At 54.7% G+C, this 22158-nt stretch carries 21 protein-coding genes; 13 read left to right on the top strand and 8 right to left on the bottom strand.

Annotated features, from left to right (window positions below):
* Position 1: 1 nt before the first annotated feature.
* Positions 2-1342, bottom strand: coding sequence for an MFS transporter (locus CQ011_RS14730; RefSeq protein ID WP_105678456.1), 1341 nt, complete (start codon positions 1340-1342; stop codon positions 2-4).
* A 160-nt stretch (positions 1343-1502) separates the two neighbouring features.
* Here CQ011_RS14730 and CQ011_RS14725 point away from each other — a divergent pair, with 160 nt between their 5' ends.
* From CQ011_RS14725 to CQ011_RS14715, 3 genes are read left to right on the top strand one after another with little or no spacing between them, the layout of a single operon-like run.
* A complete protein-coding gene (locus CQ011_RS14725) occupies positions 1503-2375 on the top strand; it encodes a shikimate dehydrogenase (RefSeq protein ID WP_105678540.1) in 873 nt (290 codons plus the stop codon).
* The gene (locus tag CQ011_RS14720) at positions 2375-4225 is read left to right on the top strand and encodes a bifunctional sugar phosphate isomerase/epimerase/4-hydroxyphenylpyruvate dioxygenase family protein (RefSeq protein WP_105678455.1); all 1851 of its coding nucleotides are present in this window, start codon (positions 2375-2377) and stop codon (positions 4223-4225) included. The genes CQ011_RS14725 and CQ011_RS14720 overlap by 1 nt, the downstream gene beginning before the upstream one ends.
* A gap of 30 nt (positions 4226-4255) precedes the next feature.
* Positions 4256-5041 carry an IclR family transcriptional regulator domain-containing protein gene (locus CQ011_RS14715; protein ID WP_286161218.1) on the top strand — a complete coding sequence of 262 codons (786 nt, stop codon included), beginning with the start codon at positions 4256-4258 and terminating at the stop codon, positions 5039-5041.
* A gap of 23 nt (positions 5042-5064) precedes the next feature.
* Here CQ011_RS14715 and CQ011_RS14710 read toward each other — a convergent pair whose 3' ends face one another.
* Positions 5065-6126, bottom strand: a complete 1062-nt coding sequence (locus CQ011_RS14710) for a YeiH family protein (protein ID WP_105678454.1) — start codon at positions 6124-6126, stop codon at positions 5065-5067.
* Between the two features lie 71 nt (positions 6127-6197).
* On the opposite strand from CQ011_RS14710, the gene CQ011_RS14705 reads away from it, so the two are divergent.
* Positions 6198-7127 carry a LysR substrate-binding domain-containing protein gene (locus CQ011_RS14705; RefSeq protein WP_105678453.1) on the top strand — a complete coding sequence of 310 codons (930 nt, stop codon included), beginning with the start codon at positions 6198-6200 and terminating at the stop codon, positions 7125-7127.
* A 15-nt stretch (positions 7128-7142) separates the two neighbouring features.
* Here the strand turns inward: CQ011_RS14705 and CQ011_RS14700 are convergent, their stop codons facing one another.
* Positions 7143-8390 carry an aminotransferase-like domain-containing protein gene (locus CQ011_RS14700; RefSeq protein ID WP_105678452.1) on the bottom strand — a complete coding sequence of 416 codons (1248 nt, stop codon included), beginning with the start codon at positions 8388-8390 and terminating at the stop codon, positions 7143-7145.
* 134 nt (positions 8391-8524) lie between these two features.
* Entirely contained in the window at positions 8525-8938 is a 414-nt protein-coding gene (locus CQ011_RS14695) for a helix-turn-helix domain-containing protein (protein ID WP_105678451.1), read from the bottom strand.
* Between the two features lie 379 nt (positions 8939-9317).
* Between CQ011_RS14695 and CQ011_RS14690 the strand changes: the two genes are divergently transcribed.
* Positions 9318-10493, top strand: a complete 1176-nt coding sequence (locus CQ011_RS14690; RefSeq protein WP_105678450.1) for an NAD(P)-dependent malic enzyme — start codon at positions 9318-9320, stop codon at positions 10491-10493.
* A 118-nt stretch (positions 10494-10611) separates the two neighbouring features.
* On the opposite strand, the gene CQ011_RS14685 is transcribed toward CQ011_RS14690, so the two are convergent.
* Positions 10612-12027, bottom strand: coding sequence for an NtaA/DmoA family FMN-dependent monooxygenase (locus CQ011_RS14685; RefSeq protein ID WP_105678449.1), 1416 nt, complete (start codon positions 12025-12027; stop codon positions 10612-10614).
* A gap of 393 nt (positions 12028-12420) precedes the next feature.
* On the opposite strand from CQ011_RS14685, the gene CQ011_RS14680 reads away from it, so the two are divergent.
* The 3 genes from CQ011_RS14680 (at position 12421) to CQ011_RS14670 (ending at position 14440) form a co-directional block, all read left to right on the top strand.
* Positions 12421-12870, top strand: coding sequence for a hypothetical protein (locus CQ011_RS14680; RefSeq protein ID WP_105678448.1), 450 nt, complete (start codon positions 12421-12423; stop codon positions 12868-12870).
* 87 nt (positions 12871-12957) lie between these two features.
* A complete protein-coding gene (locus tag CQ011_RS14675; RefSeq protein ID WP_219844218.1) occupies positions 12958-13365 on the top strand; it encodes a DUF4262 domain-containing protein in 408 nt (135 codons plus the stop codon).
* Positions 13366-13594: 229 nt separating this feature from the next.
* Positions 13595-14440 (top strand): HpcH/HpaI aldolase/citrate lyase family protein, encoded by an 846-nt coding sequence (locus CQ011_RS14670; protein WP_105678446.1) that lies wholly within the window; start codon positions 13595-13597, stop codon positions 14438-14440.
* A 149-nt stretch (positions 14441-14589) separates the two neighbouring features.
* On the opposite strand, the gene CQ011_RS14665 is transcribed toward CQ011_RS14670, so the two are convergent.
* Together CQ011_RS14665 and CQ011_RS14660 are read right to left on the bottom strand one after the other, a co-directional pair.
* The gene (locus CQ011_RS14665) at positions 14590-16104 is read right to left on the bottom strand and encodes an alanine/glycine:cation symporter family protein (protein ID WP_105678445.1); all 1515 of its coding nucleotides are present in this window, start codon (positions 16102-16104) and stop codon (positions 14590-14592) included.
* Between the two features lie 194 nt (positions 16105-16298).
* Entirely contained in the window at positions 16299-17150 is an 852-nt protein-coding gene (locus CQ011_RS14660) for a fumarylacetoacetate hydrolase family protein (RefSeq protein ID WP_096254850.1), read from the bottom strand.
* Positions 17151-17366: 216 nt separating this feature from the next.
* Here CQ011_RS14660 and CQ011_RS14655 point away from each other — a divergent pair, with 216 nt between their 5' ends.
* From CQ011_RS14655 to CQ011_RS14640, 4 genes are read left to right on the top strand one after another with little or no spacing between them, the layout of a single operon-like run.
* Positions 17367-18008, top strand: coding sequence for an ABC transporter permease (locus CQ011_RS14655; protein WP_096254851.1), 642 nt, complete (start codon positions 17367-17369; stop codon positions 18006-18008).
* 49 nt (positions 18009-18057) lie between these two features.
* A complete protein-coding gene (locus CQ011_RS14650; RefSeq protein WP_096254932.1) occupies positions 18058-19260 on the top strand; it encodes an ABC transporter ATP-binding protein in 1203 nt (400 codons plus the stop codon).
* Positions 19257-19985: an ABC transporter permease gene (locus CQ011_RS14645; RefSeq protein WP_096254852.1), complete on the top strand. Its 729-nt coding sequence runs from the start codon at positions 19257-19259 to the stop codon at positions 19983-19985. The genes CQ011_RS14650 and CQ011_RS14645 overlap by 4 nt, the downstream gene beginning before the upstream one ends.
* Entirely contained in the window at positions 19982-20959 is a 978-nt protein-coding gene (locus CQ011_RS14640) for a glycine betaine ABC transporter substrate-binding protein (RefSeq protein ID WP_105678444.1), read from the top strand. Before CQ011_RS14645 ends, CQ011_RS14640 begins: the two co-directional genes overlap by 4 nt.
* Before the next feature lie 195 nt (positions 20960-21154).
* Here CQ011_RS14640 and CQ011_RS17885 read toward each other — a convergent pair whose 3' ends face one another.
* Positions 21155-21313, bottom strand: coding sequence for a hypothetical protein (locus CQ011_RS17885; protein WP_181148140.1), 159 nt, complete (start codon positions 21311-21313; stop codon positions 21155-21157).
* Between the two features lie 224 nt (positions 21314-21537).
* Between CQ011_RS17885 and CQ011_RS14635 the strand changes: the two genes are divergently transcribed.
* On the top strand, positions 21538-22095 hold the full coding sequence (locus CQ011_RS14635) for a YceI family protein (RefSeq protein ID WP_105678443.1): 558 nt from the start codon (positions 21538-21540) through the stop codon (positions 22093-22095).
* Positions 22096-22158 lie beyond the last annotated feature (63 nt).

Below are 22158 nucleotides of genomic sequence, written 5' to 3'. Positions count from 1 at the left end.
TTTACTTATTTACCAACTCGGGGGTGCTGCCTAGCTGGGAGGTGGGCACCCGGTAGGTTTCACGTGCGGTCAGTGCGGAGAACACTGCAATGAGTGAAATTCCAGCAGTGAACAGGCTGATTTTAACCCAGCCACCTGGTTCCAAACCACCGATAGCGGCAACGATGGATGGGGCGAAGCCGGCCATAAGGAATCCTAGCTGAGTGCCAATTGCCAGCCCGGAGAAACGTACCTTAGAGGAGAACATTTCGGCGTAGAAGCTTGGCCACACGGCATTGGCTGCTGCATAGGCGCAGGAGAAGACAGCAATAGACAAGGTGAACTGCAACAGCGCATTGTCCGTTTCCATACTGCGTAGGTAGAACGGCATGATCGCGGCGGAGGCAATTGCGCCGTAGATGAAGACCGGCTTGCGGCCGATGCTATCGGCCAGTTTGCCGAAGAGCGGTTGCGTGAAGAGAGCCCCGATGTTGCCTGCAACTACAAGCCACAGGGTGATGGATTCGTCCATATTTCCAATGTTCTTGCCATATGAGATGGCAAGCGTTCCATAGACCGTGGAGACTGCCGCAATAAACGCACAAAAAACTACACGCAACACGTCTTTCCAGTGGAACTTCAGCAGAACCGCCAACGGCAACTTTGCGATGTTGTTCGTTTTCTTTGCTTCTTCGAATTCTGGGGTTTCGTGCAGTGAACGGCGGATGAAGAAAGTCACGAGCACTACGACTGCAGAAAGCCAGAAGGGAATACGCCAGCCGATCCCGTATTTGATCTCGTCGGGCAGTGCCACCACTGGGATGAAAATTAGCGCTGCGAGAATCTGGCCACCTTGGGTGCCAGTCAATGTCCAGGATGTGAAGAAGCTGCGACGATTATCTGGCGCGTGTTCCAACGTCATCGATGAGGCGCCCGCTTGCTCGCCGGCTGCCGAGAGCCCTTGGCACAGCCGGGCGAACACGAGCAGAATCGGAGCAAGCCAGCCGACCTGATCAAATGTTGGCAAACAACCGATGGCGAAGGTTGAGGCGCCCATGAGCACCAAGGTGAACATTAGAACTTTTTGCCGTCCAATACGATCCCCGAAGTGCCCGAGGATTACCGCGCCGATAGGTCGGGCAATGTAGGCAAAACCGAAGGTCGCCAGGGACATGATCGAGGCGTTGGCGTCAGCGTCCGGGAAGAAGATATGCGGGAAGATTAACGCTGCTGCGGAGCCGAAGATGAAGAAGTCGTAGTATTCGACGGCGCTTCCCATGAAGCTGGCGAGGGCTGCCTTTACCGGGGTGCGTTTCCCGGTGCCAGGCACGGGGGAAGCCGACGGTTCGTGTGTGGAGGGCATCGGAAAACTCCTTTGAAAGATCGTAGATAAATTGATGAACAAGAAAAAATCTGTGCGCTATGCGTACAGTTGTACGGAGTACGTACGTTGATATAGAGTAGATGTAAATCACAGGCATGGCAATATGTGCGTTAAGCATTACGGAAAGTTGGGCAACACCATGAGTACTCTTACTCAGTCCTATCTGGTCGGACTCATCGGTGACGGTGTCCTGCCGTCCTTAACCCCACCCATGCATGAACGCGAAGCGGACGCGCAGGCGCTGCGCTACCTTTACCGGCCTATCGACCTCACTGCCTTGCGGCGTGACGCGCAGGCGGTGGGCGAACTCCTTCAATCAGGTGCCGATCTAGGGTTCAATGCTTTTAACATTACCCACCCGTGCAAGCAAGTAGTTCTTGACTTCCTTGATGAAGTAAGTGACAACGCCACCGCCATCGGCGCGGTGAATACCGTGATTATCAAAGACGGAAAATTCTACGGATATAACACCGATGCATCGGGTTTCGGTTGGGCTTTGGCTGGTGGGCTGCCGAACGCAAAACTAGATAGGGTGCTACAGCTCGGTGCCGGTGGCGCCGGGGCCGCGGTGGCCTTCGCGCTACTAGCTGACGGAGTAAAAGAACTCATTATCTCAGACCCGGAAGCCGTGCGAGCCTCCGAGCGAGTAACTGAACTGAAGGCTCATTTCCCGCAAGCAGCTATTACGGCAATCCGCCCGGAAGATGCGTCGGCCGCATTGGCCGAGGCTGATGGTCTGCTCAATGCAAGCCCCATCGGAATGCACCACCATCCGGGATTGCCGATTGACATTTCAAATCTCACCGCCGAGCACTGGGTAGCAGACTGCGTTTATCGGCCGGTGGATACTGCGCTGATCACAGCCGCCCGCGAGCTGGGCTGCCAGGTGTTGGACGGTGGGAACATGGCCGTGGGTCAGGCTCTTGATGCGTTTGGCATCATCACCGGACTGACTCCGAATGCTGGCCGAATGCACGCCCACCTATTGGAAATGCTGGAGGCAGGTTTCTGATGCGCACTTCCATCGCCACTGTCTGCCTCTCAGGCACCCTTGAAGAAAAAATGCTGGCCTGCGCGAAGGCGGGTTTTGACGGCATTGAAATCTTCGAGCAAGACCTCACTGTCAGTCCAATGTCTCCTGAAGAGGTCAAAGCCTTCGCCGCCAGGCTCGGACTGAGTCTAGATCTCTTCCAGCCCTTCCGAGATTTTGAAGGGGTTGACGAAAAAGTTCTTGAAGAGAATTTGCGCCGGGCCGAAGCAAAATTCCAACTGATGCAACGCCTCGGCATGGACCTCATTCTATTGTGCTCCAACGTGGGGACCGCAACGATTAACGATGATCAACTCTTCGTTGATCAGATTCGCCAACTAGCCGATCTCGCGGCACAGTATGGTGTGCGAATTGCTTATGAAGCATTGGCCTGGGGCAAATATGTGGATACCTACCAGCACTCATGGGAGATCGTGAAGCTGGTGGATCGGGACAATGTGGGGTTGTGCATTGATAGTTTCCATATTCTTTCGAGGGGGGATGATCCGGCGCAGATCGCCGAAATTCCCGGAGAAAAAATCTTCTTTGTGCAGCTTGCTGATGCGCCAGTGTTGTCCTTGGACATCCTGTCTTGGTCGCGGCACTACAGGGTTTTTCCTGGCGAGGGGGGCTTTGAGCTCGATGTATTTCTCGGCTATCTGGTCCGTTCGGGATATTCCGGAATCATTTCACTGGAGATTTTTAACGACGTCTTCCGTCAATCAAATGTTGAACTCACCGCTATCGACGGGCTACGGTCGCTGATTTGGCTGCAATCTCAGACAGCCGCAGTATTGCAGGGCGAAGAAGTCCGCGACAACCTCAACCTAGTTGCTCTTCCCGAGGTGCAAGAAGCCAACGGCTTTGATTTCGCCGAAATTCGCACAGAAGATCCTGAACTAATAGCCGGAATGCTCACCCAGCTAGGGTTCTCCTTCCTCGGGCAGCATCGCCGCAAACCTGTGCAGCTTTGGCGGGCAGGGAAAGCACGAATCATCGTAAACTCGCAGCGCAGCCGCGCGGTTACCGCGAGCGTGAGCGGGCTTGGCATTCAGGTCCCTGACCCAAGCGCGGGCAGCGCGCGTGCCACGGATCTTCTGGCGAAACCGGTGTCGCGCCATCACACCAAGGATGAACAGGAACTTGCGGGTTTCCGCGCACCCGATGCCACCGAAGTTTTCTTCGGTTCCGCCGAGTTAACTACGGCATGGGAGGCCGAATTCGGGGTGTTGCCGGGATTCACGGAGCCCACCGAACCCGGAAGAATCGAGTCAATTGACCACATTAATCTAGCTCAGCCGTGGCAGGCATTTGACGAATCGGTGCTCTTTTACACCAGCGTGCTGAACTTAGAAGCGCGTCCCGGAACAGAAGTGCCAAGTCCAATGGGGTTGGTACGCTCACAGGTGCTACGCACCAGCGATGGCGGGGTGCGATTGGCTCTGAATATTGTGCCGCAAGGATTGGAAGCAACTATCGACCGCAATCACGAATATCCGGAGCATGTAGCCTTGCGTACCGATGATGTCGTGGCGTTGGCTCGCCGGGCAGTAGCCGCCGGTATGGAGTTCTTGCAGGTTCCGGCGAACTACTATGAAGATCTTGCCGCTCGTTTTAACATTGACGAAAAGTCCTTGGCGACTTTGAAGGAACTAAATCTGCTCTACGATAGCGACGAGAATGGAGTGTTCTTACACTTCTATACCGCTACCGTTGGCAATATGTTCTTTGAAGTGCTTGAACGTCGCGACGGCTACGATGGATACGGGGCACCCAACGCCCCAATTCGTCTCGCGGCGCAGTTTGAGCACAATCGATTTAGCCGCTCGTAACTGGCCTGTTGGCTGTACATCTAGGTGAAAATGGGGACCGAAATCGTGGCAGAGCAGCCCGACTATTACGTGAAATCAGCGGAGAAGACCTTGGCGGTATTGCTCGCCTTTAGGGGAGAAGATTCGGCGCTCACGGTTTCGCAGGTAGCAACGGCCACCGAACAGACTCGTGCATCGGCTCGGCGTTTTCTGCTCACGCTTGTGGATCTTGGATACCTGGCAGCTGAAGGAAATACCTACCGGCAAACCCCACGGGTGCTCGATGTAGGTGCTGCCTACCTTTCGGGACTCACGCTGCCTCGGGCTGCTATTTCACACCTGCAACGGTTGGCGCGGGAATTAGACGAAACCACCTCATTGTGTGTGCTCGAAGGCCAAGACGTCCTGTATGTAGAGAGAGTGTCTGCACCGCGTCTGCATCAGATGAACGTGTCCATTGGAAATCGTCTTCCTGCCTGGGTGACTTCCATGGGACGTGTGCTCATCGCAAATCTAGGCGCCGTTGAACGTGCTGAATTCTTGAAGGGAATTAAGCTGCGTCGCTACACGGAACACACTGTCACCGGTCTCGAAGAGTTGAACTTGGAGCTGGATCGGGTGGCCACCCAAGGTTGGTCGTTGGTGAACCAAGAACTTGACGAAGGGCTGCGCGGGGTGGCCGTGCCTGTTTACCGTGGTAGTCAGCTGCTTGGGGCGCTAAATGTATCGGTGCAATCAGGCCGTGCAAATAGCACCACTATTTCAGAAAACATACTCCCTGCCCTGCAACGGACGGCCTTAGAGATTGCTGCCGATTTTGGCGGCCGAATCGAATAGTGGCGCAGACCTTATAGTCGGTCCTATGCGGGAGGGAAAAGCATGGTGCCGGCGGTAGCCACAACGATGATCACCAAGGTGCCGCATAGACCCAGCACCAGCGCCTTACCACCGGACTTCACGATGCTGCGCAGATGCACGCCTAGGCCCAATGCGAACATCGCGGCCGCCAGTAAGAGTGTCTGCAGGTTCTGCATGACCGAAAGCAACGACTCGGGTAATAGTCCGGTGGTGCGCAGCAGCATTGCCACGATGAATCCTAGAACGAACAGTGGGATCAGGGGCGGATTTTTCCCACCTTCTACCGAGTGCTTGCGCCGCATATAAAGTCCAAGACCAGCAATGATTGGCGCTAGTAGCACCACTCGGGCCAGCTTGACTGTCACCGCGACGGCCAAGGCTGCGGCACTGACCGATCCACCGGCCGCCACCACTTGCGCGACCTCATGGGTTGAAGCACCAATTAACATCCCGGTGCTGCGGTCATCAAAGCCCAATAAGGCGCCCAACAACGGCATTGCCGGAATCATGAGCGTGCCGAAAAGTACCACCAGTCCGATAGCAGTGGCCACCTGATCTTGTTTGGCTCGGGTGACGCCCTCGGTTCCCGCCACTGCGGCTGCGCCACAAATTGAAAACCCGGTGGCGATCAAAAGTCGCTGGGGAAGCTCGATGCCCATTTTCCCACCGATCCACAAGGTGGCTGCAAATGTCACGCCGACTGAAAGTAGCACCACCAAAAGTACCCCGGGGCCGAGTCCAATGATGGTACCTAAGGATAGTTGCAGGCCGAGGAACACGATGCCTAAGCGAAGTAACTTCTTTGACGCGATCGCGATGCCGGGGTTCAGGACCTGGGGTACCGGGGCCAGATTGCGCCAGAGCGCACCGAGCAGGATAGCTAACAGGAGAGCACTGAATCCACTGAGGAATCGACTTGCGAAAATGCACAACAGGCCGGTGACGAGACAAACGGCGAGCCCGGGGGCCACAGATTTTATGCTGGCGTAGGTCGATAGCCGTGTCGCTGGCAACGGTTCACGTTGCGGATCATCTGTGTCTGGGGACTGGCTCTTGTTCTGCATATATTCAACTTCTCACGGTTGTCTCTGGTTCGGTATTCCTTGATCTGCTATCACGGGCATATGATCATGATATGGATCGGCCTCCCAATGACTTACAAGATATTGCCCAATGGATTCAGGTTTCATCGCTGACACTGCTAGTAGGAATCGCGGACCATGGGAGCCTGAGTGCAGGGGCGCGAGCCGTCGGCGTTGCGCAGCCCAATGCTACCCGCGCATTGAAGACGCTAGAACGACGGTTGGGCTACCCACTAGTCATCCGAAAAACCACTGGATCCACACTGACCGCCGAAGGTGTACTCACCGTGCAATGGGCCCGAGAGGTTCTGGCTTCCCTTGATAATTTGGCTGCCGGGGCGCGCACCCTAGCAAGTGAAGGCGGAACCGAACTGGTCTTCGCAGCCAGCATGACCGTGGCCGAATACCTGGCACCGTCATGGATCGGTACGCTTCACCGAAACCTGCCACAGGTGAAACCGCGCATGCGCATCATGAATTCCCAAGATGTGATCGCCGCGGTACAAAATGGTGAACTAACGTTCGGATTTGTGGAGACCCCGCAGATTCCTCAATCGCTGCGCTATCAAAAGGTCTGGGATGACGCCATGGCGGTGGTCGTAGATCCTTCTCATCCTTGGGCACAGCGAAACTCTCCGCTCAGCGTGCATGAGCTTCAAAGTACCGCGCTCATTGAGCGTGAGGACGGTTCAGGAACGCGCGCATTCCTGGACTATATTTCCCATGCCGAACGGCCCGAGCCGATTGCAGAATTTAATAGTAATTCGACAATTTGCCAGTGTGTAGCTGCTGGAATGGGACCGGCAGTGCTCAGCCAGTTAGCCGTTGCTGGATCGCTTGAGCAAGGCAAACTTGTGGAAGTTGAGTTTGAAGGACCAAGTCTATTGCGCGAATTCCGTGCCATTTGGTCACGGAACCACACCTTGAGCGCGACCGAACAAAAGATGCTTGAGATAGCGAGCCTTGCAGGCCGGGCAGACTAGTGCCCGGCCACGCACCTAGCTAGCGAGCTTGGAGATTTCCGTTTCCAACAGTGCAGAAAGACGACGGACGCCTTCGGTGATAGTTGCTTCATCCACGGCGCAGAAGGCCAGACGAAGTTTGTGGTGTGCCGATTCGGAGGAGCTAAAAGCTGCACCAGGAATGAAAATAACACCGGCTTCCACGCCTTTTTGCAGAAGTTCGTAGGTATCAATTCCTGCTGGCAAGGTTAACCAGATGAAGAATCCACCCTCGGGATGTGTATGGGTAATTCCGGCTGGTAGATGGGCGGCCAGCGCTTCGAGCATCGCGTCGCGTCGGGACCGGTAGAGATCATTGTAGGTCTGGATCTGTCCACGCCAGTCATGCTCGGTGAGGTAAGAGCTGATGATCATCTGATTCAAAGTTGGTGGGCATAGTGCCACCGCCTCGCCGGCAAGGTAAAAGCGGCGGAACAAATGAGTTGGCAGTGCAGCCCAGCCAATACGTAGGCCGGGGGAGAAAATCTTGGAGAACGAACCCATGTAGATGACATTCGTTTCATCCAAGCTACGCAACGTTGGGGCTGCTTCACCCTCATAACGCAGCATGCCGTATGGGTTATCTTCAAGGATCAGCACGCCTTCTTCGCGGCAGATCTGCACGATTTTCGGACGTCGTTCGGCAGCCAGGGTGATGCCTGACGGGTTATTGAAGTTCGGAATCGTGTAGAGGAACTTGATAGTTTCGCCCGCGGCGCGTAATTCGTGAATCTTTAAACGTAGCGCTTCTGGAACCAGTCCGTGCTCGTCGGTGAGTACCGGAGCGGCTTTCACCTGGTAAGCCTCGAAGGTATTTAGCGCACCGACATAGGTTGGGTCTTCGCAGAGTACGGTGTCGCCGGGATTGCAGAAAACCTTGCAGGCCATATCCTGCGCGGACTGGGAACCGTTGGTCACAACAACATCGTCAACCGAGATATTGGTGATACCTTCGGCAGCCATCACTTCAAGGATTTGTTCGCGCAGTTCAGGAGTGCCTAGGCCTGAACCGTATTGCAAAGCCACCGGGCCCTGTTCGGTGATGATGCGCTTGGCGATGTCACCAATTTTTTCCAGGGGGAGTACCTGTAGGTATGGATTGCCGCCAGCTAGCGAAACAAGGGAGGGGTCCAATGACAATTCGAAGACGTCGCGAACTGCGGATTGCTTGATCCCGGCCGCGCGTTCGGAGAACAGCGCTTCGTGAGTTGTTAACAAGGCGTCGACTGGCTGGTTCGTTGACATGGTCCTCCTCGACCGGCAGCTACCCGCTCGTTGCAGGAAGTGTGGCATCGCCTTTGGTGGTGCCCAAGCGAAGTTTTCTATTGGAATACTTTAGTATTCCAGCAGTAAATTTACCAGATGGCAAGGAATCAAAATTATTCGGTAGGTACGTCTTTAGCTTCTGATTCTGTCGTCGGGCGTTGATCAAGCCAAGCCTGAATAGCGCTCGGACGTATGCGCCGGTGAGTTCCGCGGTATTCCACGGGAATGATGCCCGCATCGGCCAGCTTGCGCAGATATGAATTTGAAATTCCAGCCATCTGCGCCGCCTGAGAGGTATTGAGTAGCAACTCGGTAGTCCCGATACTGACCGACTCGCCAGCTGCGAAGCGATTGAGCACCTCAAGCAAGGCGTCATGTGCGTCTTTAGGTAGTTGTAACGCGGTGCCGTTGACGAACACCGTGGTGTCCTCCGACTCGGCTAAAGCGCGTTGTAATCGCTGCGTAGTTTTCGCGTCTAGTGCTTCAAAGGTACGGACCCGGCCAAGTGCGGAAGTAGGTGATGCCATGTGTTCATCTTGCCTGAGAAAAGAGCAGAATGCATAGAATTTGGTCGTCAGGAAACTTACTGATGTATTTATCGATTATTACCCCAATGCGACGAACGGGGGTTGTAAAACGATCAACGGTTCCCGTATGGTGGAAATTGTAGGTCTAAAGAAAGTACTGACCAGCCATCTTCCGGCACACCACGACGGAGCGTTTCGCCTTACCTGGCAACGACGGAGTGGGATTGTGTATAGGGAAGCCTGATGTCCACCTTAAATGCGTTGGTTCGGGTTCCTTTGCGGTCGGATGAATGGTCATGCGCGTTCCTACGCTATGCCACAAGTTTCGTGGGTACTGCGTTTTCGTGAATCAGAACTTTCTTGAAAGCAGATACTTTTAATGTCTATTGAAACTACCTCAGACCTGACCACCATCACCGACGAAGAGATCTTCAACGCCCATCTTGGCGGCAAGCTCTCCGTTGAATCGAAGATGCCCCTGAATTCCAAGCGTGACCTCTCCATTGCTTACACCCCCGGTGTCGCCAAGGTATCCCAAGCAATTGCAGATGATCCAGCAAAGCACGCTACCCACACCTGGGCCTCACGCCTGGTCGCGGTCATCTCTGACGGAACCGCAGTCCTTGGACTTGGCAACATTGGTGCTGCCGCATCCCTGCCGGTCATGGAAGGCAAGAGCGCGCTATTCAAAGAATTCGGCGGCCTGGATTCAATCCCACTGGTACTGAACACCACCGACGTGGATGAAATCGTTGAAACCGTGATTCGTCTCCGCCCAAGCTTTGGTGCGGTCAACCTCGAAGACATCTCGGCACCGCGCTGCTTTGAAATTGAAAAGCGTTTGATCGAAGCCTTGGACTGCCCGGTGATGCATGATGACCAGCACGGCACCGCCGTAGTGGTGCTGGCAGCGTTGATTGGCGCGGCCCGCCACACCAAACGCGAAATCAGCTCGCTGAAGGTTGTCATCTCCGGCGCCGGCTCTGCCGGCGTTGCCGTGACAAACCTGCTACTGCAAGCTGGTGTCGATGACGTGATCGTTCTCGATTCACGCGGAACCATTCACCGTGAACGAAATGATCTCAACGCGGTCAAGGCAGAACTTGCCGGGCGTACCAATCGTGAGGACGTCATGGGTGGTCTTGCCGAAGCGTTGGAAGGCGCCGATGTTGTTGTTGGCTTGTCCTCTTCGCAGTTTGACGAGGCAGCAATAGCCAAGATGAACAAGGACGCGATCATCTTCGCGCTGTCTAACCCAACCCCGGAAATCATGCCGGACGTTGCTAAGAAGTATGCGGCAGTAGTAGCCACCGGACGCAGTGACTTCCCTAACCAGATCAACAACGTACTCGCATTCCCAGGCATCTTCCGTGGAGCCTTGGACTCGGGTGCCAAGAAGATCACCGAAGCGATGAAGGTTGCCGCGGCACACGCCATTGCTGACCTCGTCGGCGATGATTTGTCCGCCGATTACATCATTCCTTCTGCCATCGATGATCGTGTGATGCCAGCGGTTGCCGCCGCAGTGGGCGCGCTGGCCGAAGAAGCTAAATAATTCCTCCACAGAGGAAACATGCTGAATAGGTCGCAACAGTAATCGTTGCCAGACCAAGGTGAGCGTCCGAGAATCAGTGATGATTCTCGGACGCTCACCTGTTTAAGCACAGATCGAATTAGACGGTGGCGGGCGCCTTGGCCCGTAGTGCATCGGCTTCTTCCCAATTACTTGGGCCCTGGGTAAACGCTCCACGGTAGCGGGCGGCCGGATGACGCTCATTGAGCAAGTCTCCGTCGCCGAAAAGCTTCTGACGCAAGGTGCCTTCGGAGTACTCGGACTGTGCCAAACCACGCGCGCGGAGGACCGGCAGCACCTTGTCCGCAAATTCTTGGAAGGAACCTGGGATCACCCAATTGATGACGTTGATGCCATCAATTCCAGCGGCCTGCCAAGTTTCGAGCTGATCTGCGATCTGCTCGGGCGTACCAACCAAGCGGGTGCTGTGGGACTGAAGCGTTGCCACATCCTCAAGAGTCGGTTCGCGATCTGTAATGTGCTTCCCGGCCCATTCGGCCATTCCCTTGGAGGTATTGGTATCAAGGTCCTTGAGCTTGGTTTCCTTCGGGTATACCCGCCCGGTCCTGTCGAGGATCGCCATGTGCGCCAAGTAGCCGTCGACGCTAATGAACTCATCGTAGTACTTGGACTTTTCTAGTGCTTCTTCCTCGGTGTCGCCAATAACGAAAGATAGTCCCTGGAAGAACTTGATGTCCTCGGCCCGGCGCCCATGGGAAACAGCCAAGCGGCGGGTTTCGTCGATCAGTTCTTTGGCGACGGCAGGTGTCGGAGCAATAATGAACGTCGCCTCGGCATTGCGCGCTGCAAAATCCCGGCCCGATGCGGAAGACCCAGCTTGGAAAAGTACCGGTGTGCGCTGCTTGGATGGCGAAGGCAGGTGAGGTCCTTCGACTCGGTAGCGCTTTGACTGGTGGTAGATCTTGTTGATCTTTGCTGGATCCGCGTACCGCCCATTTTCCTTGTCCTTGAGCAAGGCGCCTTCATCCCACGAGCCTTCCCAAAGTTTGTAGGTGACGTCGATGTACTCGTCGGCCCAGACATAACGTTCGGTATGGTCTGTCAACGCTGGCAGACCGAAGTTGCGCGAGGCGTTTTCGTTGATGCCGGTGACAACATTCCAGGCGATGCGCCCATTAGAAATGTGGTCCAGGGTGGAGATCTGTCGGGCAAAGTTAAACGGGTGGTTCTGCACGATGTTTGAGGTGGTGGCCAAACCTATCTGCGTGGTGTGCACTGCCAAAGCACCGAGCAACACGGTGGGGTCATTTGACGGGATCTGCAGACCTTCATGGACATACACGTCATAGTCGGCTTCCGTATCTCCGTAAAGTCCGGAGACATCGGCGAAGAACATCGCGTCGAACTTTGCCTCCTCCAAAATCTTGGCGAGATTGATCCAGGTATTAACGTCGTTGAATTCAGTTTGCCCGGCATCTGGGCGGCGCCACTGACCGTGCTGGATATGGCTGGTGGTGTTCATGACGAAGGCGTTGAAATGAAGTGGTTTTCCCATGGTTGTTCTCCCGGTCTTTTGGCAGTAGCGGCTAGCTCCCTTTATGCGATACTTTCAGCGTTCGTTCGGACGGTCGAGCCTTAAGAATGAAGAAGTCTTGGCATGTAGCTGCATGACGCAATGAGGCTTTTGTTACCAGGTTGGGACCTGGGTTTATGACCAGAGAAGACTTCCCTAGTCCTGAAACGAAGCTAGACATTGGAGCGATGAATGCTGAGGGCGGTTGTCGTCCTTGCCCGAACGCCATCTTTTCCTTCAGTTCCGCGATGGTGACGCTAACCCGCTACCGAACCGGGCCAGCCAAGTTATCCACAATTGAGAATTCTTGTATCCACGTGACCCTGATTCTCGCAACACTTGCAGGTACCTGAACCCACCTTGTGAGGAAGAGACATGGAAGATTATTCAGAAGCTACGATATGCGTCCGTTGCAGTTTGCCAGTAAAGGGACTGGCGCTGCTGACCAATGCCGAAATTGCCGCGACGGGTTTTGCCATCTTGCTGTGCAGAGGCGAAAGGAGCCCACGAGTTCTTGGCTTCACTCTCGGGTTGTCCAGTCTTGGCCACAGTGAAGTGATGACCGTCGGCGGAACCGATGACGAAGTTTTTGCGTTACTCACGCACCTCGCCGAACAAGTTACAAGGCACGGACAGAGCTTCGATGTTGGCTCCCAGTGCACTTCGGTGTTTAGCGACTTGTTTTTTCGAGAGGCACCGTGTGGGCTACACGATTTGGATATCGTCAGCGAGATCTGTGGTGATGAAATTCCCACGTGGCTACAGTGCGACGAACCATTGAGTTTTATCAGCCTTGAAGAAGAGCCTTACGCAGGACGTGGTTGATAAATCAGGCCAAGAAGGGGAAATAAATAAGATCTGGAAACCGCACGTTCCCTAAGGAGAGACATCATGTGCGATATGTGCAATGGAATGACTCGTAAACAGGTAGAAGCCCAGACGGCTCAACGCATTCGAGATTACGGCAGGGAGATTATTTATGTCGAGGGCGACGAATGCTACGAGCCCTATGCCTACACCGTCGGTTTGAGCAAAATTGGGCACCCGGAGTTTCTCGTCCGCGGTTTAGATGTGGAAGACAGTTTGCAGATGTTGAACGGATTTTCAGCATCCGTACTTGAGAATCATGAACATTTTGCTCACGCGCATACCTCTTGCTGGAAGGACGGGCGACTTCTGGTTTTCTCCGGCATATCTACAGGGATTCGGTTGCAGGTGCCCTTTGCGTACAGGCGTTACGGCGAATCGGTGCGCGTATTAGAGATTCTTTTTGCTGGTGATGATTTTCCACTTGGAGCACTACAGGCCAACCAAAATTAGCGCGTAAATTTGCCGATGTGGGCCTCGGGCTGGTTCCGAAAAACTGAAGTTTGCAGGATTTCGTCTCTGGGTTGGGTCGTAGATTTTTCGGTGAAATCCTTGGTTTATTGACTTCTTTGGTCTGACCACATGGGAATGTAATCAGCTTCATCTGTGAGCTTCGGTGCAAGTGATAGATGCTGGTGGGTGTCGGTAGAAGACGGGCGCAGAAAGTGAGTAGGCTTGTAATATGGCTTTCCGAAATCGTCGCGCTGCGGCCCTCCCAGCAAAATTATCCCGTTCGTGGCTCCTGGTTAACGCTGCCAGAGAAGAAGACTTCGGACCCGGTTTAGCTTGTGAAGCTGATTCGGTGATTTTTGATATGGAAGCAGCAGTTCCCGACGATAAAAAAGCTTTCGCCCGCGACAACGTGGTGCGCGCACTTTCCAACGGCATGACCGCCTGGGTCCGCGTGAACGGTACCGACACCGACTTCTGGGCAGATGACCTTGCAGCACTGTCTGAGACCCCTGGCCTACGCGGCGTCATGCTCGCAATGACCGAAAAGCCAGAGCAGGTCACCTACACCGCAATGCGTTTGCGTGCAGGCACCCCGGTGCTCGCGCTGATCGAAACTGCCGTAGGTATCGAAAACGCCACCAACATCGCCTCGGCTCCGGGCACTTTCCGTTTAGCCTTCGGTGTTAATGATTTCCGTAAAGACACCGGTGTTTCTGATGACCCGATGGCGTTGGCGTATGCACGCGGCAAGCTCGTGATTGCATCCCGCGTTGGTAAGCTGCCAGGCGCTATCGACGGTCCACCGGCTCCCGGCGCAAATGCTGCCAAGGTTACCGAAGAAACACTGGTCACCGCCTCCATGGGTATGACCGGAAAGCTTTCCCTATCCAGCGAACATGTTGATGGTATCAACGCTGCACTGGCTCCAAGCGAGGACGAGCTCTCCTGGGCCATGGAGCTGCTCGAAGCACACGCCGCGGGCGCCTCAGTGGGCGATGGTTCGTACTTGCCTCGACTCGCTCGTGCGCAGAAGATCGCCGACCTGGCCGACTCTTACGGATTGTGGAACGCCTAGACTTCACAAGCAATAAAACACTGGCTGGAATTCACCTCACGGTGGACTCCAGCCAGTGCTGTATCTAAGCCAAACCGATGGCGGCGATGCCAACCTGAAAGGTTGCCATCGCCGCCATCGGTATTAATTATTGACAGTGTATCCGGAGCTTAGCGGATCGTGTCCGGATCCTGCGCAGCTTGGTGAGCGCCACGGTTCTTCGAAGAACCGATCACGTCACCGGCCTTCCACTCTGCCCAGCCTGGACGGGCGGACATGAAGTTCTCAATTTCTGCCTTATTGGCTTCCAGCTTCGGATCATTCTTCAGGTACCAGCGGGTTTCGCGAGCCACCATACCGGAGAGAATTAGCAGACCGATCAAGTTCGGCAGTGCCATCAAACCGTTCATCATGTCCGAGAAGTTCCAGACAGCGGTCAGCTCGGTGGTGCAACCTACGTAAACGACCAGCGAGAAGACGATGCGGAATGGCATGACCAGCTTGCGACCGAACAGGCGCTCGATATTTCGTTCACCGTAGTAGCACCAGCCAAGGATGGTGGAGAAGGCGAACATGACCAAGCCAATGGTGACGATCCAGTGGCCCCATTCACCTGGCAGGCCGTTAGTGAAGGCCTCGCCGGTCATCAGTGCAGCGGATATCTGTTCACCGGTTGCCTCATCGACCAGCTTCCAGGAACCGGTGGTGATGATAACCAGACCGGTGCAGGTAACCACGATGATGGTGTCAATGAAGGTCTGGGTCATGGAAACCAAGCCCTGACGTACTGGGTGGGTGGTCTGCGCCGAAGCTGCAGCGATAGCAGCCGAACCCATACCGGACTCGTTGGAGAAGATACCGCGAGCTACACCGAACTGAACGGCGATGATGATTGCCGAACCGGCGAAGCCGCCGACTGCCGAGGTGCCGGTGAAGGCGTCGGTGAAGATCTCACCGAATGCAGCAGGAATGCCAGATACGTTGGAGATGAGGATGTAGATCGCAGCTGCCACGTAGAAGACGATCATCACTGGAACGAAGCCAGCGGTGACTCGACCGATGGACTTGATGCCACCAACAAGAACAGCGATGGATAGTACGGTCAGAATGACGCCGGTAACCCATGGGGTGACGTTGAATGAGCTCTCAAGGTTGATCGCGATCGAGTTGCCCTGAGTCATGTTACCGATGCCGAAGCAGGCCAGGGTCGCGGCGATGGCGAAGAACAGTGCCAAGAACTTGCCGAAAGGACCCTTGATGCCGCGTTCGAGGTAGTACTGTGGACCGCCGGATTTTTCGCCAGCTGCGTCAGTTCCGCGGAAGCGAACACCCAAGTAGGCTTCGGTGTACTTTGATGCCATACCGAGTAGGCCGGTGACCCACATCCAGAATAGTGCGCCCGGTCCACCAATGCCGATGGCGGTAGCAACACCCACGATGTTACCGGTGCCGACAGTTGCGGCCAATGCAGTGGTTAGCGCCTGAAACTGCGAGATATCGCCTTCAGCTTCGGCGTCTTTGCGCTTGAGCAGGCCCAGACGAAGTGCTGCTGCGAGCTTGAGGAACTGCAAACCGCCTAAGCGGATGGTCAGATACAACCCGGTGCCCAAGAGCAACGGGATGAGGACAAACGGCCCCCAAATAACCGAGGAGATATCTCCGAAGAGTGTTCCCAATGCGTCCATGAGTTCTAGATCCTTCGATGCGAGTGATTGATGATGATGATGACTGCCATTCGAAGTGACATTGTGAGCCATCATACGTGATGCTGAGAGTCAAGTCACAACCGTTGTTTCGTGTCGCACTAACGGGATTAAGAGCGGATTAAAAGATGTCCCCGCGTCTAAAACCTGACGCGGGGACATCTAAGGGTTAGTGGCTAAAGGGAAGCGAATTTAATCGTGGAAGTGCCCAGACCATCGATGCTAGTTTCGAGCAAGTCTCCTGCCTTCAGCCATGGACGGCGCCCATGCTCGTCACGTCGGCCCAAGGCCACCCCGGCGGGGGTTCCGGTGAGGATCAAATCGCCAGGCTGCAACTCATTGATGACCGATAGGTAGGAGACTAGTTCGGCCGCGGAGAACACTAGATCGTCCGTGGAATCTTCCTGAACTACCTCACCGTTGACCTTCGTGGTGATCTTCGCGCCCGCGCTAAATTCATCGGAGGTGACCAACCATGGGCCCACTGGAGTCGACTTGTCCCACGCCTTACCCTGCAACCATTCGGTGGTTCGTCCCTGGAAACCGCGCATGGAGACATCGTTGGAAACCGCATAACCAGCAATATGTGCTGCCGCATCTTCGACGGAGATGCGCCGGCCGGCGGTACCGATGACGATGGCGAGCTCACCTTCGTAATCCATGCGGTGATCCTCGGCAGGGATTTCTACAGTGTCATTTGCTCCGCAGAGCGTGGAAGCGAACTTTGCGAAAACCGTAGGGAACTCTGGTTCCTCGGCACCCACCTCGGCTATGTGGTTCCGGTAGTTCAGGCCTATGCAGTACACCTTGGCCGGGTTGGGGATCAGCGGGGCATAATCAGCCTCGGCTTCGGCAATCGAGTCACCGACTAAGGCTCGTGCGACGACTTCTTGCTGGGTTGGATCATCGAGACGTAGGAACTTCTGAATGTTCGACAAGTTTTCCAGGTAGTACAGTCTGCCATCTTCAATGACGGCGGCCGTTGTTAGTCCGGGTTCGGTGGTCAGTCGCACGGTAGCTAGTTTCATGTTTCTATCTCACTACATTCGCACCGTCTTGGCTAGCATGTTGCGCCATGCAGATAGGCCAAAACGACACTCATATCTGACCAAGTCAGCTGAAGATTTATCAAAATGATACCGAACGATGAGCGCTAAGGCCGGTAAACTTGGGGCGAATGCTGAGTATAGGTACCTATTCCAGCTCAGTGGATGATACGAAACTAAAGTGAAGCAGGTCTTAATGTGGGTGACTTTTTCGGCGAAAGATATCGCCAAATTTTATTCGCCTCCTGGCAGCATTTGTGGCTTGTAGCCCAATGCCTCGTCTTGGCGACAATCATTGCGGTGCTGATCGCCGTGCTGGTGTATCGCAGCAAATCGTTGGCCGGTTTGGCCAATGGCATTAGTGCAATTGGGCTGACCATCCCGTCCTTTGCACTGATCGGTATTCTTATCGTTCCTTTCGGCTTTGGTGTTTTACCGGCGGTGATCGTCGTGACGTTCTTCGCGGCCCTGCCAATTCTGAGAAATGCCATCGTGGGACTAAACAACATCGAACCGACGGTCGTTGAATCGGCGAAGGGCATCGGCATGAGCCGCATGAAAACCCTGATCTCCGTCGAACTGCCCATGGCCTGGCCCGTGATCTTAACCGGCGTGCGCATCTCAGCGCAGATGGTTATGGGTGTGGCCGCAGTTGTCTCCTACGCGCTGGGCCCTGGGCTTGGCGGGTATATCTTTTCGGGCCTATCCCGGCTGGGTGGTGCAAACGCCTTAGAATCCGTCGTCACCGGCGTGGTCGGTGTTGTCATCTTGGCGCTCATTCTTGATTTGATCTTGCTCGGCGTTGGCCGACTGACTATCCCGCGAGGTATCCGTGTCTGAAAATAAAGTCGAAACCAGTACCGAACAGAACGTCACCGGAGCGTCGATCATGCTCCAGGAAGTCACCAAGACTTACCCTGGACAGAAAAAACCCGCGGTTGGCGGCCTGACTCTTGAGATCCCTGCAGGCTCCATCGTGATGTTTGTTGGTCCCTCGGGCTGTGGCAAAACCACAACGCTGAAAATGATTAACCGGCTGATCGAGCCGACCTCTGGCGAAATTATCATCAACGGAGAAGACGTGACAGAGATGGACGGCGACGAACTGCGCCGCCGTATCGGGTACGTCATCCAGGCCGGAGGCCTCTTCCCGCACATGACCGTGGCTACTAATATCGCCATGGTGCCCAAGATGCTGGGTTGGTCTAAAGAAAAAATTGCGGCCCGCGTAGATGAGCTGCTTGAACTCGTATCGCTTGACCCTGAGCTCTATCGCGACCGCTTCCCGAAGGAGCTTTCTGGTGGACAGCAGCAGCGCGTAGGTGTGGCCCGTGCCTTGGCGGCTGATCCACCGGTGCTATTGATGGATGAGCCATTCGGCGCGGTGGACCCGATCACCCGTCAGCGTTTGCAAGACGAACTGCTCAACATTCAGTCTGAGGTTCAGAAAACCATTGTTTGTGTGACCCACGACTTTGATGAGGCTGTGAAGCTGGGAGATTGGATCGCGATCTTCAACGAAGGCGCGCAACTGGAGCAGTACGATTCCCCGGAACGTATTCTGGCTAACCCGGCCAGCGAGTTCGTAGAAAACTTCATCGGCTCCGGTGCCGGTCTAAAGCAGCTGACGTTGACTCGCGTGAACGAGGTGGAACTCTCCGAGGCAATCACTACAACCGCCGGAAAGAATGCCTCGGATGTACTGTCGCAATTGCAAGGTGCCGGCCGCAAATATGTGGTGGTACTCGATTCACGCGGACGTCCGGTGCGCCGTCTAAACCGCCGGCAGCTTTCTCGTGCGGAAATCATCGATGGTACTTACGATCCGGATTTGCCGGTAGTCGGTGAGCAGGCAACGCTCAATGATGCGTTGGACACCATGCTTGTTGCCAGCACGGAGTCTGCTTTGGTCACCGGGCGGCGCGATGTCCTCAAGGGAATCATCACCGTACAAACGGTCATGGAAGCGATCGCTGCCACTAACTCCAACATGGATGGGGACCATGACGCCCCGGTGGGATTGAACTCTGGTGCAATTAACTTGCGAGATATCCAGTTGGATAGTCAGCAATCTGGTGGTGAGACTTCGTGAACGCAGAAAAACGCGGACTGATTTACCAGTTGTTAGGTATCGCGGCAGCTTTCGGAATCTTGGTGATTTGGCTGGTTAACGCCAACCTCACCGAGACGGAAAGGCAAACGCTGGACCCGGCAACAATCTGGGGGTACACGAAGGAGCACCTAGAAATCACGCTGATTTCAGCGGTGATCGTTCTGATCATTGCGATTCCGCTTGGTGTCATTCTCACCCGTCCTGCTTTTCGCAAGGCAGCACCCGTGGTGCGCGCAATTGCAAACTTTGGCCAGGCAGCACCGGCCATTGGCGTAATCGTACTTCTGGCTTTCTGGCTGGGATTCGGCCCCGTCACGGCTATTGTCTCCTTGGTGATTTATGCGATCCTTCCGGTACTTTCGAATACCATTGTCGGCTTACAGCAAGTTGATGAGCGGCTCGTAGAAGCAGGGCGCGGTATCGGAATGAGCCAATCTGCGGTCCTCTTCAAGGTGGAGCTACCGCTTGCGGTTCCGGTCATGCTTTCCGGAATTCGAACCGCTTTGGTACTGCTCGTTGGTACGGCCACTTTGGCGACCTTCATTAATGGCGGTGGACTTGGAATTCTCATTACCACCGGGGTGAACCTGAACTTGAACGCGGTGTTGATTGCCGGTTCGCTGCTGGTTGCACTACTTGCGCTGACCATCGACTGGCTGGGGCGAGTCGTGGAACAGGTCGCTCGGCCGAAAGGACTCTCATGAATCGCAAACTGAAATTTGGGGCCCTATCCTTCGCAGCACTCATTGGCTTGACCGGGTGCGGGCTGAGCCCGGCAACCGGTACGGTGCCAGATGCTAATCCCGGGCTTATCAAAGCAGATCAGTCGCTGGACAAAGACGCCAAAGTGACTGTCACCTCGAAGTCCTTTACCGAACAATTACTCTTGGGCAAGATTTCGGTGATCGCATTGGATGTTGCCGGTTACAACGTCACCGACCTGACTAATGTGCCAGGCTCACAGCCAGCACGTCAGTTATTGCTCTCGGGAGATGCCAGCGCATTGTGGGAGTACACGGGAACTGCCTGGCTGACCTACCTAGGGCATGAAAAGCCCATCGTTGGCGCTGAAAAGCAGTGGCAAGCGGTGCATGATGAGGACGTAGCCAATGGGATTGTGTGGGGTAAACCAGCCCCGTTGAACAACACGTATGCCATGGCCATGAACCGCGAGGTGGCCGATCGCTTGGGCATTACAAAGCTTTCCGAGATGTCCAAGCTGGATTCAAAAGAGCTGACCTTCTGCGTTGATCCGGAGTTCAACTCGCGGCGTGACGGTCTAACTCCAATGCTTGAGCATTACGGGATGAAGCGCGGAAGCCAGGTCAAGGAGGACAACGTTGGCCTTTATGATGTGGGTGCTATCTACCAAGCGACCGCAGAAGGTGCCTGTAACTTCGGTGAGGTCTTCACGACTGATGGACGTATCAAGGCGTTGGATCTGACGGTATTGGAAGATGATAAACAATACTTCCCAAGCTATAACGCAGCGCCTGCCTTCAACGGGGAGTTCTTGAAAAAGAACCCTGGTGTCAAAGACGTGATGGCGCAGATTGCGCCGCTCCTTACCGATGAGGTTCTGTTGGACCTGAACTATCAGGTGGACGTCGAGGGACGCGAACCTGCCGACGTAGCTTATGAATGGATGCTCAACGAGGGTCTAATAACGGCCCCCTAAGAACATAGTTAACAGCAAGTAACCGCCTTCGGAGGGATCCTCCGAAGGCGGTTACTTGCTGTTAACCCGGATAAAGCAGCGCACGCGCAGAGTTTACGCGCAGTTGGTTCTTTGCTGCGGCCTACCTTGAGACACTGATGAAGCGGGCAAGACTTATTGCTTTGTGGTCCATGCAAGTGTCATCAACAAAAGTGCTCAGGAACCCCCGCGGGTACCAAGCTCACCGTCGACTTCATCGGCGAACTTCGTGGTTTTGGCGGTGCCTGGTGACTCTTCTTGCCAGATCTGTTCAAGGTCTGCTGCTAGCTCAGCTTCTTGTTCCTGTTTGTCTGGGATGTTTTCATGGGTGCTCATGCGGTCAGTCTATCCATCAAACCAACGGGAGATAAGACTTTTTTCAAGAATTTTTGAAAGCTAAATTACTAGTCAGATAGAAGTTAGGTGGCGAGCTTCGAAAGATTTTAAAGATTTCTTGCGCAAGGTGGTTGACGCTTCAACTTAAACAGTGCAATACTTGTATCAGCAAAACAAATTGAAACGTCAACTACATGGTTGGCGCCTTAGAAAGGAATTTGAAAATGACTTCAACTGCAACTTCGCCACTGACCACCGGTACCTGGAACCTGGATGCATCGCACTCGGAAATTGGCTTCTCGGTTCGTCACGCAGGCGTTTCTAAGGTCCGCGGTAGCTTCCAGGAATTTGACGCAACCTTGACTGTTGGCCAGACCCTAGCAGAATCTTCGGTAGAAGCTACCGTGAAGATCGACTCGGTCAACACCAAGGACGCAAACCGCGACGGTCACCTAAAGAGCGGCGACTTCTTCAACGCTGAAGAATTCCCAGAAATGACCTTCAAGTCCACCGGAGTTAAGGGTGATGACGAAGAGTTCGTTTTGGTTGGCGACTTGACCGTCCGCGGCGTTACCAAGCAGGTTGAGTTCAAGGCTGAGCTCGGCGGCCAGGTTGTCGACGCTTTCGGTGCAACCCGCGCTGGCTTCTTTGCTGCGACCACCATCTCCCGCAAGGAATTCGGTATCACCTGGAACGCTGCTCTCGAAGCAGGCGGCGTGTTGGTTAGCGACAAGGTCAAGATCGAGATCGACGCATCGTTCGTCCTGCCAACCGCAGAATAAGTTTCCCGTATCCTTCCATGGGGGATGGATAGGGGCCGATACAGACGGAGCCCCGGTCACCAC

It is taken from the genome of Arthrobacter sp. MYb213 (assembly GCF_002979915.1).
In the GTDB taxonomy this organism is placed as follows: Bacteria; Actinomycetota; Actinomycetes; order Actinomycetales; family Micrococcaceae; genus Glutamicibacter.
The sequence above is the reverse complement of the archived record's forward strand: the minus strand, read 5'-3'. Positions and strand labels throughout refer to the sequence as shown.

What these genes read in the sequence shown, in the direction of transcription:
- CQ011_RS14680 (WP_105678448.1), top strand. Translation starts at nt 12,421, where the DNA reads ATGGAAGATTATTCAGAAGCTACGATATGCGTCCGTTGCAGTTTGCCA.
- CQ011_RS14640 (WP_105678444.1), top strand. Translation starts at nt 19,982, where the DNA reads ATGAATCGCAAACTGAAATTTGGGGCCCTATCCTTCGCAGCACTCATT.
- CQ011_RS14720 (WP_105678455.1), top strand. Translation starts at nt 2,375, where the DNA reads ATGCGCACTTCCATCGCCACTGTCTGCCTCTCAGGCACCCTTGAAGAA.
- CQ011_RS14730 (WP_105678456.1), bottom strand. Translation starts at nt 1,342, where the DNA reads ATGCCCTCCACACACGAACCGTCGGCTTCCCCCGTGCCTGGCACCGGG.
- CQ011_RS14690 (WP_105678450.1), top strand. Translation starts at nt 9,318, where the DNA reads ATGTCTATTGAAACTACCTCAGACCTGACCACCATCACCGACGAAGAG.
- CQ011_RS14670 (WP_105678446.1), top strand. Translation starts at nt 13,595, where the DNA reads ATGGCTTTCCGAAATCGTCGCGCTGCGGCCCTCCCAGCAAAATTATCC.
- CQ011_RS17885 (WP_181148140.1), bottom strand. Translation starts at nt 21,313, where the DNA reads ATGAGCACCCATGAAAACATCCCAGACAAACAGGAACAAGAAGCTGAG.
- CQ011_RS14665 (WP_105678445.1), bottom strand. Translation starts at nt 16,104, where the DNA reads ATGGACGCATTGGGAACACTCTTCGGAGATATCTCCTCGGTTATTTGG.
- CQ011_RS14725 (WP_105678540.1), top strand. Translation starts at nt 1,503, where the DNA reads ATGAGTACTCTTACTCAGTCCTATCTGGTCGGACTCATCGGTGACGGT.
- CQ011_RS14700 (WP_105678452.1), bottom strand. Translation starts at nt 8,390, where the DNA reads ATGTCAACGAACCAGCCAGTCGACGCCTTGTTAACAACTCACGAAGCG.
- CQ011_RS14695 (WP_105678451.1), bottom strand. Translation starts at nt 8,938, where the DNA reads ATGGCATCACCTACTTCCGCACTTGGCCGGGTCCGTACCTTTGAAGCA.
- CQ011_RS14650 (WP_096254932.1), top strand. Translation starts at nt 18,058, where the DNA reads ATGCTCCAGGAAGTCACCAAGACTTACCCTGGACAGAAAAAACCCGCG.
- CQ011_RS14675 (WP_219844218.1), top strand. Translation starts at nt 12,958, where the DNA reads ATGACTCGTAAACAGGTAGAAGCCCAGACGGCTCAACGCATTCGAGAT.
- CQ011_RS14710 (WP_105678454.1), bottom strand. Translation starts at nt 6,126, where the DNA reads ATGCAGAACAAGAGCCAGTCCCCAGACACAGATGATCCGCAACGTGAA.
- CQ011_RS14715 (WP_286161218.1), top strand. Translation starts at nt 4,256, where the DNA reads ATGGGGACCGAAATCGTGGCAGAGCAGCCCGACTATTACGTGAAATCA.
- CQ011_RS14705 (WP_105678453.1), top strand. Translation starts at nt 6,198, where the DNA reads ATGGATCGGCCTCCCAATGACTTACAAGATATTGCCCAATGGATTCAG.
- CQ011_RS14685 (WP_105678449.1), bottom strand. Translation starts at nt 12,027, where the DNA reads ATGGGAAAACCACTTCATTTCAACGCCTTCGTCATGAACACCACCAGC.
- CQ011_RS14660 (WP_096254850.1), bottom strand. Translation starts at nt 17,150, where the DNA reads ATGAAACTAGCTACCGTGCGACTGACCACCGAACCCGGACTAACAACG.
- CQ011_RS14635 (WP_105678443.1), top strand. Translation starts at nt 21,538, where the DNA reads ATGACTTCAACTGCAACTTCGCCACTGACCACCGGTACCTGGAACCTG.